12 protein-coding genes are annotated in these 13,222 nt (G+C 68.3%); 8 read left to right on the top strand and 4 right to left on the bottom strand.

Features of this window, described 5'->3' with window-relative positions; genetic code table 11:
* Nucleotides 1-389 precede the first annotated feature (389 nt).
* The 4 genes from ACEOAB_RS06220 to ACEOAB_RS06205 are packed head-to-tail and all read left to right on the top strand — an operon-like array spanning nucleotide 390 to nucleotide 6,313.
* Nucleotides 390-1,574, top strand: a complete 1,185-nt coding sequence (locus ACEOAB_RS06220; RefSeq protein ID WP_235507825.1) for an HlyD family secretion protein — start codon at nucleotides 390-392, stop codon at nucleotides 1,572-1,574.
* Between the two features lie 37 nt (nucleotides 1,575-1,611).
* A complete protein-coding gene (locus ACEOAB_RS06215) occupies nucleotides 1,612-2,925 on the top strand; it encodes a hypothetical protein (RefSeq protein WP_495653544.1) in 1,314 nt (437 codons plus the stop codon).
* Nucleotides 2,913-5,858 (top strand): TolC family protein, encoded by a 2,946-nt coding sequence (locus tag ACEOAB_RS06210; protein WP_495653543.1) that lies wholly within the window; start codon nucleotides 2,913-2,915, stop codon nucleotides 5,856-5,858. The genes ACEOAB_RS06215 and ACEOAB_RS06210 overlap by 13 nt, the downstream gene beginning before the upstream one ends.
* The gene (locus ACEOAB_RS06205) at nucleotides 5,741-6,313 is read left to right on the top strand and encodes a TolC family protein (RefSeq protein WP_495653829.1); all 573 of its coding nucleotides are present in this window, start codon (nucleotides 5,741-5,743) and stop codon (nucleotides 6,311-6,313) included. The genes ACEOAB_RS06210 and ACEOAB_RS06205 overlap by 118 nt, the downstream gene beginning before the upstream one ends.
* Nucleotides 6,314-6,353: 40 nt before the next feature.
* Here ACEOAB_RS06205 and ACEOAB_RS06200 read toward each other — a convergent pair whose 3' ends face one another.
* The 3 genes from ACEOAB_RS06200 to ACEOAB_RS06190 all read right to left on the bottom strand — a co-directional run bounded on the left by ACEOAB_RS06200 (nucleotide 6,354) and on the right by ACEOAB_RS06190 (nucleotide 8,760).
* Nucleotides 6,354-7,043, bottom strand: coding sequence for a hypothetical protein (locus tag ACEOAB_RS06200; protein ID WP_413750144.1), 690 nt, complete (start codon nucleotides 7,041-7,043; stop codon nucleotides 6,354-6,356).
* A gap of 236 nt (nucleotides 7,044-7,279) precedes the next feature.
* A complete protein-coding gene (locus tag ACEOAB_RS06195; RefSeq protein WP_495653542.1) occupies nucleotides 7,280-7,831 on the bottom strand; it encodes a hypothetical protein in 552 nt (183 codons plus the stop codon).
* Between the two features lie 29 nt (nucleotides 7,832-7,860).
* Nucleotides 7,861-8,760, bottom strand: a complete 900-nt coding sequence (locus ACEOAB_RS06190; RefSeq protein WP_413750146.1) for a TapB family protein — start codon at nucleotides 8,758-8,760, stop codon at nucleotides 7,861-7,863.
* Nucleotides 8,761-8,970: 210 nt separating this feature from the next.
* Between ACEOAB_RS06190 and ACEOAB_RS06185 the strand changes: the two genes are divergently transcribed.
* The 3 genes from ACEOAB_RS06185 to ACEOAB_RS06175 are packed head-to-tail and all read left to right on the top strand — an operon-like array spanning nucleotide 8,971 to nucleotide 10,335.
* Nucleotides 8,971-9,339, top strand: coding sequence for a SnoaL-like domain-containing protein (locus ACEOAB_RS06185; protein ID WP_495653541.1), 369 nt, complete (start codon nucleotides 8,971-8,973; stop codon nucleotides 9,337-9,339).
* A gap of 36 nt (nucleotides 9,340-9,375) precedes the next feature.
* Nucleotides 9,376-9,654, top strand: a complete 279-nt coding sequence (locus ACEOAB_RS06180; protein WP_413750147.1) for a DUF2277 domain-containing protein — start codon at nucleotides 9,376-9,378, stop codon at nucleotides 9,652-9,654.
* Between the two features lie 54 nt (nucleotides 9,655-9,708).
* Entirely contained in the window at nucleotides 9,709-10,335 is a 627-nt protein-coding gene (locus ACEOAB_RS06175; RefSeq protein WP_056586601.1) for a LysE family translocator, read from the top strand.
* 67 nt (nucleotides 10,336-10,402) lie between these two features.
* Here the strand turns inward: ACEOAB_RS06175 and ACEOAB_RS06170 are convergent, their stop codons facing one another.
* Entirely contained in the window at nucleotides 10,403-10,609 is a 207-nt protein-coding gene (locus tag ACEOAB_RS06170; protein WP_007830422.1) for a thrombospondin type 3 repeat-containing protein, read from the bottom strand.
* Nucleotides 10,610-10,873: 264 nt separating this feature from the next.
* Here ACEOAB_RS06170 and pbpC point away from each other — a divergent pair, with 264 nt between their 5' ends.
* Nucleotides 10,874-13,126, top strand: a complete 2,253-nt coding sequence (gene pbpC / locus ACEOAB_RS06165; RefSeq protein WP_495653540.1) for a penicillin-binding protein 1C — start codon at nucleotides 10,874-10,876, stop codon at nucleotides 13,124-13,126.
* Nucleotides 13,127-13,222: the final 96 nt, after the last annotated feature.

Genomic DNA, 13,222 nt, shown 5'->3' with positions numbered 1-13,222 from the left:
AAGCCCGGCCCCGCCTCGGCTGGCATGCCGGTGCGCCTTTTGATCGTCAACGGCGCGCAATCCGACGCCTTTGTAGGACTTTGGCCTGACTCGCGCTGTGGCTGAAATGTGAAGTTTGCACACTTTGTTTCGCCTCGACGCAGCCCAAATCCGGGTTTTGCCCTACCTTTATATTGCACTGCAGCATGCCACGTGAGGGCCGCGGGCAGTCTCTTCAATCCCCTGGATGCACGCCGACGTTCCGGCGTGCGCCGTCGCCACGAGAGGTTGGTATGCATGTCTCGAAAACCGGTTCGTTCCGTCCTTCCCGCGCCCTGAGGCGCAATGCCCGCGCCTCGGCCCGCCGCCCTTCCGGCTCGTCCGGCCGCCACCGACAGCGGGGCGCTTTCGTGCCCAAGCTCGCGGGCTACGGGCTGCTGGCGTTCGTGCTGTGGCTGATGGTCGAAACGCTGATCCAGCCGCTGCTGTCCTCGCAGGCCACCCGGGCCGTGTTGCAGGCGCCGGTAGGGCTGATCACGTCGCCGATCAACGGCGTGGTCACCCGGATGGTGGTCCACACGCGCGATGCGGTCGAAGCCGGCACCGTCGTGGCCACGGTACGCAATCCGACCGTCAACCAGGAAATACTGACCACCCTGAGATCGCAGCACCTCGCGCTGCAGAGCCAGCTTGCGCAGCTGGGCAACCAGTTCAAGGCCGACAGCCAGGAAATGAAGTTCGTCGGCCATGAGGCCAATGTCCATCGCGAGGCCTCGCTGGCCCAAGCCTGGGAGGCCTGGCAGATCGCCCAGCGCCAGCGCGACGTGGCGCAGAGCGTGGTGGAGGAGCAGGAGAACAAGGTCCGCACCAACCAGGCGCTGCTGGAACAGGGGGCGATCAGCGAGCAGGTGATGAACGCGTCCGAGGCCCAGCTGAACACGGCGCGTGCCAACGCCGCGGTGGCGGCACAGGCCTTCGCCGGGCAGGCCCAGACGGTGGCGAGCGCCGGACAGGGCGCCTTCGTGGGGACAGGCGGCAACAGCCTGTTCCAGACGCTGGAGAGCCGGCGCGGCGTGCTGCGCAACAGTGTCGACCGTGCCCGACAGGACGGCACCGCCATCGTCCAGCAACTCAAGCAGGTCGCGGCGCTCGAGGAAGAGGAGCGCCAGCGGGTGGAGAAACTGTCCTCCTACGAGATCAAGGCCACCCAGTCGGGGCAGGTCCACACCGTGCTGGCGCCCGAGGGCGCGTATGTGACGGCGGGGCAGTCGCTGGTGCGCGTCACCGATTGCAGCCGGCTGGGCGTGGTGGCGGTGTTTCCGGCCCGGCTGGCCAAGCGGCTGAGCATCGGTTCGGTACTTGACGTGAAGGTCGGCCAGGCCGTCGCATCGGTGCCGGCGCGCGTGGAGCAATTGCTGCCGGTGGCATCGGACGCACTGCAGAGCACCTACAGCGTGCCCTTCCCCTTCGCCGAGCAGGGCTCCATCTACGCCGTGGCGCGCATCGACAGCAACGAGCCGCCGAAGGCGCAGTCCGCCGGCGAGAGCAACCTGTGCGCGCCCGGCAAGGTGGTCTCGGCCAGCCTCAGGTCCTGAGTACAGGCAATGAACTGCCCTGCATCGAAAGACAAGCATGCGTTTTTTCCCTCGCGGCCTGGCCCTGGCGCATTGCACGGCCGCCCTGGCGGCGCTGGCCCCGCTGCCGGCGCTCGCCCAGCAACCCGGTGCCACGCAGCAGCGCCTCGTACAGCAAAGCTGTGAGGGTTTGCGCCGGGCGGTGGCCGAAGACCAGAAGGGCGCTGCGTCAGGTCCGCTCTTCCTTGCCAGCTACAGGCTCGCCGCAGGCGGCCAGGGCACGCCACCGCTGGAACCCGCGCTGGCGGGCGCAGCCTTCACCTACGACAACGCACTGGCCGGCATCGCGCTGCTGGCATGCGGCGACCCGGGCTCGGCCAGGCGCATCGGCGACGCGATCGTCCGCGCGCTCGAGCGCGACCCGAACGTGGCCGACGGGCGCGTGCGCAACGCCTATCGCGCCGGCCCGATGACCGAGGACAAGGCCGCGCTGCCGGGCTACTGGGATGCCGGCAAAAAGCAATGGATCGCCGACGCCTACCAGGTGAGCACCGCGACGGGCAACGTGGCATGGGCCGCGCTGCTGCTGTTGAACCTGAACCAGGCCGAACCGACGCCAGCCTATCTGGCGAGCACGCGCAAGCTGCTCGGCTGGATCGAGCAGCGCACGCGTGCCCGGAACGCACCCGACGGCTACAACGGCGGCTGGTACGGCTGGGACAACAAGCAGCGCCCCCAGACCTGGAAGTCGACCGAGCACAACATCGATGTCGCGGTGGTCGCCGCGTGGGCGGCGCGCGCCGGCGGGCAAGGCGAGGCCGAGACCCAGCAGGCGCGCACCGCGCTCGATTTCGTGACCCGCATGTGGAACCCGTCCGAGCAGCGCTTCAACATCGGCACCAAGGAAGACGGCGCCACCATCGCCACCGAAGGCTCCGGGCTCGACGCCCAGCTCTGGCCGCTGCTGGCGGCCACCGACCGTTCCTGCGGCTGGATGCGAGGGCTCGAATGGGTGGAGAAGAACCATCGCTTCGGCGAAGGCTATGGCTTCTCGCGCAGCCCCGACGGCATCTGGACCGAAGGCAGCGCGCAGGTCGCCGCCACGCTGGTGGCCCGCAAGGGCGCGGCGCCCGAAGCGCTATGGCGCCTGCTGGCGTCGCAGCGCGCCGACAACGGCCTGTACTACGCCACCCCCGCTTCCCGCATCTCCACCGGGCTGGCCATCGGGCCCGACTCGGCGGGCGCCGACTTCTTCTACTACCACTGGCCGCACCTCGGCGCCACTGCGTGGATCGCATTGGCCGCCACCGGCTTCAACCCATTCACCGGCAAGACCGCCGCAACCGGAGCCATTCCATCATGTCCCACCTGATCGCCACGCCGGAGTTCCAGCTCAATGCCCTCGTGGCGGGGCTTGCGCTCCTCCTGATGACGTGGGGCCGCGTTGAGCGCATCGGCCACCGCGCGTTGTTTGGAGCACTCACCGCCCTGCTGCTGATGCGCTACGCCGTCTGGCGCGTGGTGGCGACCATGCCGCCCTCGGACCTCGGCTTCGAGACCCTGTTCGCCTGGATCTTCCTGGTCTTCGAGCTGACGGCCATCGTCTACACGCTGATGTCCATCCACATGCTGCTGCGGCGGCGCGACAACCACGGGCTGGCCGATCGCGGCGAGGCCGCGTTGCGCGGGCGTGGCGAGCAGGTGCCGGCACTGGACGTGTTCATCTGCACGTACAACGAGGAGCTGGCCGTGCTCGAGAAAACCATCATCGCCGCCCAGGCCATCGACTACCCGCAACTGAAGGTCTGGGTGCTGGACGACACCCGCCGCGACTGGCTGCGCGACTACTGCGAGCGCCGGGGCGTGCACTATGCGCGGCGGCCCGACAACAGCCATGCCAAGGCCGGCAACCTCAACAACGGCCTGCGCCTGTCGGCGGAGGTGACCAACGCGCCTTTCATCCTGGTGCTCGACGCGGACTTCGCGCCGCAGCGCCAGATCGCCTACCGCATGCTGGGCCTGTTCGACGACCCCAAGGTGGGCCTCGTGCAGACGCCGCAGTTCTATTACAACGCCGACCCCATCCAGCACAACCTGCGCGCCACCAACAGCTGGGTCGACGAGCAGCGCGTGTTCTTCGACGTGCTGCAGCCCGCGAAGGATGCCGTGGACTCGGCCTTCTGCGTGGGCACTTCGTTCATCGTGCGGCGCGACCTGATCACGGCCGCAGGCGGCTTCCCGGTCGGCAGCGTCTGCGAGGACATCCACACCACCTACCTGCTGCTGCGGCATGGCCACATCACGCGCTGGCTGGGCGAGCGGCTTTCGCACGGCCTGTCGGCCGAGAGCATCGTCGACTACATCAACCAGCGCAGCCGCTGGTGCCTCGGCACGGTGCAGCTCGCGCTGCTGCCTCAGGGGCCCTTGCGCGGCAAGGGCTACAGCCTGTCGGCGCGGCTGCATTTCCTGCACGGGCTCCTGCACTGGCTGGGCAAGCCGTTCATGGCGATGATCATGGTGGCGCCGGCGTTGTACTGGTATGCCGGTGTCTCGGTCTTCCACGCGACGCCGCAGGCCTTCGCGGCCTACGGGTTGCCGCCGCTCGTGATGTTCTGGGCCTACAGCTACTGGATCAGCCAGCGGCGCTGCCTGCCCGTGTTCAGCGAGGTGAGCCAGCTCGTGGCGGCGATGGCCGTCACCAGCACGCTGCTCGCCGCGATGCTGAAGCCCTTCGGCCATCCCTTCAAGGTCACCGCCAAGGGCCTGGACCGCTCGAAGACGGTGGTGCACTGGAAGCTGGTCGCCGTGTTCGGCGGGCTGCTCGTCGCACTGCAGGGCGGCGGTGCATCGGCCGTCATGAGCGGCGCTGCGCTCACGCCGGGCGACCAGCTCAATCTGGTGTGGACCGGTATCGCGCTCATTCTGTGCCTTGGCGCGCTCATCGCCTGCGTCGACCTGCCGCGGCCCGACCAGGAAGAGCGCTTCCCCTGGCGCGCCGCGACGCGGGTCCGCACGGCGACGGGCGAAGGCGACTCGCGCTTCGTCAATATCGCCGTGGACGGGGCACTGCTCGAAGGCGGCGCCCTGCTGAAACGCCTGCGCGTGGGGCAGGCCCTGGAGGTCTACGTCGATGCGGTGGGCTGGCTGCCCGCGCTCGTCGCCGGCCGCAGGCGCGCCAGCGCGGAACTGCGCTTCGCCGGCACCGAGACGCAGCGCGAGCAACTGGTGAGCCATGTCTTCAACGTGCTGCCGAGCCACGTCGCGGTGCAGGTGCGCCCGTGGGGGGCGGCTTCGGCGCTGCTCGCCAGCGCGGGGTTCCGTGCGCCTGGCGCCGGCTTCGTGCGCCTGTTCCTGCGGCTGTCGCTGCTCGTCCTGGCGGCCGGCCTCCTGCTGGTGGTAAGCGGCTGCAACCTCACGCCGCCGCTCAAGCAGCCCGACCTGGCGGTGCCTTCCAGCTGGCCCGCCGGCAAGGCGGTGCCGGCATCGGAGCCCGCGGACTGGCGCAGCTTCGTGCGGGATGACGAACTGCGCGGCCTGATCGCCACCGCCCTGAACCAGAACCGCGACCTGCGCGTCTATGCGGCCCGTGCGCGCGAAGCCCGCGCGGCCTACGCGGGCAGCCGCGCCTCGCTGTTCCCGCAGATCGGGCTGTCGAGCCATGCGCAGCGCGCCCAGACCACGACGCAGGGTTCGCTCAGCCCGGTGGGGAACGTGCCGTCCGACGGGCGGATCTCGAACAGCTTCGACGTGCAGGCCGGCGTCACGTCGTACGAGCTCGACTTCTTCGGCCGCCAGCAGAGCACCGCCCAGCAAAGCGGCTCCCTGGCCGAGGCCGGCGACAAGGACTACGCCGCAGCCCGCATGAGCCTGGTGGGCGAAGTGACCAATGCGTATCTCACGCTGCGCGCCGACCGCGCCCAGCTCGCACTGGCCAACGCCAACGAGGCCTCGCTGTCTTCCAACGCCGACATGATCGGCCGCGCCAAGGCCGCAGGCGGTGCAGCGCAGCTGGACGTCTTCCGCGCGCAGTCGCTGCTGCAGAACGCCCGTGTGCGGCAGGAGGAATACCGCATGCGCGTTGCCCAGGACCTGCAGGGGCTCAACGTGCTGGTGGGCCAGCCTGTGTCGCCGGACACCGGCGCCGCGCGCCCTGGCCCGAGCAGTCGACGGAATCCGTGGCCGCGGGCCTGCCGTCCAGCCTGCTGCAGCGCCGGCCCGACCTTCTCGCGGCCTATGCCCGCGTCGAGGCCGCGAACTCCGGCGTCGGCGCGGCCAAGGCGGCCATGCTGCCGACCATCTCGCTGACGGCCCTGGCGGGCGGCGTCAGCGGCGAGCTGTCGACGCTGCTGAGCAGCGGCAGCCGCAGCTGGGCCGGCGTGCTCGGCGTGTCGCTGCCGCTGTTCGACTGGGGACGCCGCTCGGCCAACATCACGGGCAGCGAAGAGCGGCTCGCGGCAGCGATGGCCTCGTACGAATCCGCCGCGCAAGTGGCCTTCCGCGAAACCGCCAATGCACTGATCGCCAGCGACCACCTGCGCCCGCAGCTGCAGGCGCAGCAGTCCCGCGTGCAGGCGCTGGAAAACGTGGCGCGCATCTCGCGCACGCGCTTTCGCAGCGGCCTGGAAGACTACTTCTCGAGCCAGGATGCGCAGCGCGAGCTCTATTCCGAGCAGCAGCAGCTGATCGAGCTGCAGCTGAAGGAAGCCGTGAACATGGTCAACCTCTACAAGGCCTTGGGTGGGGGGTGGAGCAGCACCTAGCGCGAACTGGCGTCGTCGAACGTGGCCGCCCGGCTCGTGCTCAGAATTCCTTGTCCTTGAGCAGATAGCCAGGCGGTATCACGTAGTTCCAGTTTTTCTCGTTGAAGGCGAACTCCCAAGCCTGCGGCGCGAGGGTCTTGCCGCCGTCCTTGCCCGTGACCACGATGCGCAGGGGAAACACCTTGTCCTGGATGCGGCTGGCGTCGATCTCCAGGGTGCTGTCGAGATCGGAGGCCTTTTGCTCGCAGGCCTGGTCGTCGTCGCCGTTGCAGGCACCGGCATCGGAGTACTCGGCTGTCATGCCGCCGAGGTCCTTGATCTTCCTGCCGTAAGGTGCGAGCACGATATACCAGCTGCCGGCGTAGCCCTGGTGCATGTCGCCATGGGTATTGAGCCACCCCCAGTAGTCCGAAGGCCCGAGCTTGACGAACTCCCAGTTGGTGGGGGCGTTGCCGTACGAACCGTAGTTCATGCGCGCATCGCCCGCGAGCATGACCCACCGGCCCTGTTTCTGCTCCAGAACGAAGGCGCCGACCAATCCGGGCGTAGGGTGTCCTCCGTCCCCCGTGCTGCCGCGCGTGAGCAGGTAGAGCCGCTCGCCGTCGGGTGCACTCACGCGGTCGACCCGATCCAGTTCCATGCAATAGGTCAGGCCTTCGGCTGCTGTTTTCCAGCAGTGCCCAGCCTCGTCATAGCCGCTGTAGACCTCGTCCAGGATGGGCTTGGCCAAGGCCAGCAGGGTCGGACTGCCGATCGTGCGCGGGGTTTCGTGTTCACGCGCAGTCGAAAAGACAGAAGCATGCGGTGCGGGAGCTGCCACCGATTGCGCCTCTGGCGAAGGTGCTTCGCTGCGCTGGCAAGCGGCAAGAGAGGCTGCGAGGCAGGCCATGAAGATCGCGGAATGAGAAAACTGGGGCATAGGAATAAGGGATGCGTGGGGTCGATGGGAAACGCTCTCGCGTTCCGTCACGGGGTGCACAAGAACGGAGCCGGTGGCCTCACCGGCACTGCGGTTGCCAGGACGATCTCGCCCTTCAGGTCGGGCAACGACGCTGCATGCGCCCTTTGCAGATTGCCAGGGTCGCGGCGGATCACGACATCGTCGTTGCGCGCATAGACGAAATCACCGATGTACACGGTGCGCGCTTCGGGTGCAGCGAAGGCCCATGCGTCCTGCGCCAGCGGCGCGCTGTTGAAGGGGCTGTAGACATAGTTTCCGGGCGGCACTTCGAAGGCGAAATACTGGATCGGGCCCGACGCCGCGGGCACCGTGGCCCTCGTTCTGTCGAACCGGAAGCAATTGCCCGCCAGGGCCTGCTTCCCGAGGTCGTACGCCGCCAGCTCGATGCCGAATCTTTCGTGTTTCCAGTTTCCCTCGACGCCCACGCCGTAGATGACGACCGCACCAGCATTGCTTGCCGCCATGCCTGCCGGGATCAACCTCACGGCGTTCGAGACGCAGCCCGACAACACCAGGGACAGGGCGAGCAGCACGGGCAGTCGGGACATCGCTTTCATGGAGAGACAGCGCACGTTGCCCGTTGGAGCTACTTCGGCATGTAGTTCATCTTGGTCACGACAATGGTCAGCTCCGGCGCGGCGGCCGTTGCGTCGAAATGCTGCTTGAGCGACTGGCCGCGATAGGGACCATCGGCCGCCAGCCAGTTGTCCGACAAAACGACGGTCGTCTCGGTGTCGGGTTTCTTCATTGTCATCTTGCTGGAGAACTTGCAGACATTGAAAGTCCCGAGCGGGGTTTGCAGGGTTTCCCGGCCGTGATAGGTCAGTTCGGTCGTCATGTCGTAGTTGGCGTTTGCCGCACTTCCTCCATCGATCGTCGAGGCCGACGTGTTTTTCTGCACATAGCTCTGGCTTGCCATCTGTCCGGGCTGCATATCGGCCGGAAACGACACGGGCGGCTCGAAGACCGTGGTGTTGGTGACGGTCCCCTCGGGCGTCGCAGTTGCAGTGATCGACCCGTAGGCCACGCTGTTTCCGTCGACGAGGTCCTTGTATCCCTTGGACGTGGTGGTGACACTGCCGTTGATGATGTCCGGCGTCGTGAAGCTGACCGGATTGGCGCCGGCGAAGGACTCGCGTTCGCCGATCGTTATCTTGCTGTTGGAGACGGTGGGCGTTCCTCCCGGGGAAGTCAGCTCGCTTTCCGTTTCCAGCACGGTCCCCGCGTGATAGTCGGCCTCGTTCAGGCATGGTGCCGAACTGTTCGAGGTGGCCGGGGGCGGCGGTGCGGCGGGCGGCGGCTCCGAGGGTGCAGGCGCCGGAGTCGATGCTGGCGCCGCACCGATCGGTGCAATCGGGAAGCCGCCGCCACCTCCACTCCCGCCGCCACCGCCGCAAGCCACCAGCGTTGTGGCCACGAGCGCCGCTGCGCCCGCGACTCGCAGCAGCCGCTCGCGCGAGCCCTTCCTGTTTTCCGACGTTCTCATTGTTTTCTCCCTGGTGAAGTAGATCGATTTGCTCGATGCGCCTGCACGGCGAAGCGCAGGGCAATCTAGCTTCGGCAAGGCACAACTTGGTAGTGCCCAAAGTCACCTCTTTTCGAAAAGCATGGGCATGCAGCAGTAGCCTTCGGCACGCACACAGGCCTACACTCCCGCCTCGGTCATCACTGCCCCGGTTCATTGCAGGAGAAACACATGAACACCCTGGAGATCGCCAACAAGCTCGTGGCGCTGTGCAAGGAAGGTAAATACGAGGATGCCAAGGTGCTCTACGCACCCGAGGCCGTGAGCGTCGAGGCCGGCGCGCCGCCCGGCCAGGCGCGCGAAGCGGCCGGCCTCGCGGCCATCAAGGCCAAGGGCGATTGGTGGGTCGCCAACCACGAGGTGCATTCCGCGCAGGTCGCAGGCCCATGGCCGCATGGTGACCGCTTCATCGTCGGCTTCCGCTTCGACGTGACCATGAAGTCCAACGGCCACCGCTTCACGATGGAAGAAATGGCGCTCTACACCGTCAGGGACGGGAAGATCGTGCGGGAAGAGTTCTTCTACACGGACGGGGCCTGACGCGACGACGCCTGCCCACGTCGAACGGAGAGCGCCATGTGCCGCAGCATCAAGACCCTCTACAACTTCGAGCCGCCCGCCACCGAGCAGGAAATTCGTGCCGCCGCGCTGCAGTTCGTGCGCAAGCTCAGCGGCTTCAGCGTGCCGTCCAAGGCCAATGAGGAAGCTTTCGGGCGCGCGGTCGATGAAGTGGCCGCCACCGCGGCTCGGCTGATCGAATCGCTGGTCACCACGGCCGAGCCGCGCGACCGGGGCGTCGAGGCCGAACGCGCCAAGGCCCGCGCGGCCGTGCGATTCGGCAGCAGCCCCGCGTGATAAAAGACAAGCGATAGCCTCCATCCGAGCAACAACCACACAGGAACACAACCCATGCCCATCGAACTCTGGCTCGCCTTCGTCGCGGCCTCCGCCGTCATGCTGGTCATTCCGGGACCGACCATCCTCACTGTCATCAGCTATTCGATGTCGCACGGCCGCCGCGCCAACGTGCCGCTGGTCGCTGCCGTGGCGCTCGGCGACTCGACGGCGCTGGTGGTGTCGCTGCTGGGGCTGGGTGCGCTGCTGGCCACCTCGGCTTTCTGGTTCACGGTGGTCAAGTGGGTGGGCGGGCTGTACCTGCTGTACCTCGGCATCAAGCTGCTGCGCGCGGGCATCTCGTCCACCGAAATCGCCGCGCCGGCCGCGCCCGCCTCGCGGCTGCGCCTGTTCGCCAACACCTACCTGGTGACGGCGCTGAACCCGAAGGGCATCGTGTTCTTCGTGGCCTTCCTGCCGCAGTTCATCAGCCCGGCGGCCAATGTCACGTACCAGTTGTGGGTGCTGGCCGTCACTTTCGTCGCACTGGCCGCAACCAATGCCACGCTCTATGCGGTGTTCGCGGGCTCGGCGCGCCGGCTGCTGTCATCGCCGCGCGCGCAGCGGCGCTTCAACTTCGCGGGTGGTTCGCTGCTGAGCGCGGCCGGCATCTGGGCGCTGATGGCGCGCCGGCCGGGCTGAGCGGCCCGCGCGCGCTCATGAAAAAGGGCCGCAAAGCGCCATGCTTCGCGGCCTTTTCCTGTGGCAGTCAGTAGCGGTACGGATTGTTCGGGGCGCGGTCGTAGCGATTGGGCACGCCGTCGTTGTCGCGGTCCCTGTCGTAGCGGTTCGGCACGCCGTCGCGGTCGCGGTCGCCGTAGTAGTGGCCGCGCGGCGGCGGGCGGTCGTAAGGCGCGACCACGCAGCCGGCCAGGATGGCCGACGCGGCCAGCAGGATCGCCAATGTCTTCGTCATGTGAGTTCTCCTTGGAGTGTTTGTGGAACCGGGCTTCGCCTCCTGCGAGCCGGTACTGCATTGAAGGCCACGCCGGTACGCATCGGGTTTCTGCAGTGAGGCGCTTGCGTGAAGTTGGTTACCGGATGTGGAACATGGCGAGAACTTTGGGCTGAAGTTTTCATGCCCGCAAGGCGGCAAGCCGCCCGTCGCGGGGTAGGCGCCGTTCCCGTGGTGCATCGCAGAGAATGTCGGCGCCCACGCTTCCGGACACCGACCTTTTCGATGCAATCCGCGCCCCTCTTCGTCCCCATCCGCAAGGCCCTCGCCGCAGCCCTGCTGGCGGCGGCCTGCGTCCATCCAGCCTGGGCCCTCGTGAGCTTCGAAGAAGTGAAGCGCGACTTCCGCTCCTCCGACACCGAGGTGCTCGACCGCAACGGCGAGTTGCTGCAGCGCGTGCGCACCGATCCCACCGTGCGGCGCGGCCGGTGGACCGCGCTGGCCGACGTGTCGCCCGCGCTGCGCACGGCCATGGTGCTGAGCGAGGACAAGCGCTTCTACGAACACAGCGGCATCGACTGGCGCGCGGTCTCGGCCGCGGCCTGGGCCAACGTGTGGAACACGCGCACGCGCGGCGCCTCGACCATCACGATGCAGCTGTCGGGCCTGCTCGACGACGACCTGCGCCGCGCCTCTGGCGGACGCAGCTTCACGCAGAAGATCGGTCAGACAGTGGCGGCCGCGCAGCTGGAGCGCAACTGGCGCAAGGACCAGATCCTCGAGGCCTACCTCAACACCGTGCCGTTCCGCGGCGAGATCGTGGGCATCGATGCGCTCTCGCGCACGCTGTTCGGCAAGGCGCCGAGCGGGCTCGATGCGCGCGAGGCCGCCGTGGCATCGGCGCTGGTGCGCGCGCCGAATGCAAAGCCCGCCGTGGTGGCGCAGCGCGCCTGCGAGGTGCTGCGCGCGATGGAACCGCAGCAGAAGGTCGACTGCGAGGCGCTCGACATGTTCACGAGCGCAGCGGTGCAGCGCCGCGCCTTCGAGACGAACGAAGGGATCGCGCCGCATGCGGCTCGGCGCGTGCTGCGCGAGATTCGGGATGCGAATGCGGGGGCGGCCCCCACCCCGGCCCCCCCCCAGAGGGGGAGGGAGAAAGACAGCAAGGAAACCAGTGTGCGCACCACCCTGCGCGCGCCGCTGCAGCGCTTTGCGCTGGACACGCTGCAGCGCCACCTGCGCGAACTGCGCGAGCGCCACGTGGAAGACGGCGCGCTGGTGGTGCTCGACAACGCGACCGGCGAAGTGCTTGCCTGGGTCGGCTCCTCCGGCCCGCTGAGCCAGGCGGCCGAGGTCGACGGCGTCACCGCGCTGCGGCAGCCCGGCTCCACGCTCAAACCGCTGCTCTACGGCCAGGCGATTGCCGAGCGGCGCATCACCGCGGCCTCGCTGATCGAGGACTCGTCGGCGCAGATCAGCACCGCCAGCGGCCTCTACATTCCGCAGAACTACGACCGCCGCTTCAAGGGCCCGGTGTCGGCACGCACCGCCCTGGCCGCCTCGCTCAACGTGCCGGCCGTGCGCACGCTGGTGATGGTGTCGCCCGAAGCCTTCGCGCGCGAGCTGCGCGCCGTCGGCCTGCCGCTGCGCGAGAGCGGCGACTACTACGGCTACAGCCTCGCGCTCGGCAGCGCCGAGGTGTCGCTGCTGTCGCTCACCAACGCCTACCGCATGCTGGCCAACGGCGGGCGCTACGGCACGACGACGCTGACCGTGCGGCCACCCGTCCCGGCCGAAAGATCGAAGCCGCCGATGCTCGACCCGCGCGCCGCCTTCATCGTCGGCGACATCCTCTCCGACCCCAACGCGCGCACCCGCACCTTCGGACTCGACAGCATCCTTTCCACCCGCTTCTGGACCGCCGTGAAGACCGGCACCAGCAAGGACATGCGCGACAACTGGGCCGTGGGCTGGTCGCAGCGCTACACGGTAGGCGTGTGGGTCGGCAACGCCAGCGGCGAGTCGATGTGGGACGTGAGCGGCACCAGCGGCGCCGCACCGGTGTGGGCCGAGGTGATGCGCTTCCTGCACGCGCGCGAGCCGAGCCGCGCGCCCGCGCCGCCGCCCGGCCTCGTCGAAGCGCGCGTGAGCTTCGGCAACGGCGCCGACGGCAACCCGCTCGAAGCGGCACGCAGCGAGTGGTTCCTGCAGGGCACCGAGCAGCCGCTGTTCGCGCTCGATACCGGCATGGCGGCCGGCGCCGCCTCGGCGCGCATCACCGCGCCGGCCGACGGCACCATCATCGCGCTCGATCCCGACATCCCGCCGCAGCGCCAGCGCGTGCGCTTCGACTCCGAAGGCCGCGGCGTGCAGTGGCGCATCGACGGCAAGCCCTTCGAGCGCGGCAACAGCGTGCAGTGGTTTCCCTGGCCGGGGCGCCACGTGATCGAACTGGTGGACGCCGGCGGCAAGGTGGTGGACCAGCGCCGGCTCGAAGTGCGCGGCGCCGGCGTGGTGACGAAAAGCGCGCGCCGGTAAAGGCCGTGGACGGCGCGCTTCGGGGCGCGAAGAGAGGGCCGGCGCTTGGTAAAGATGCCGTCCGGGCCAACCACCACATGGACAGTCCGGGCTTTG

It is taken from the genome of Variovorax sp. Varisp53 (assembly GCF_059491555.1).
Note: the sequence above shows the minus strand (reverse complement) of the source record. Positions and strands in the feature narration are given on the sequence as shown.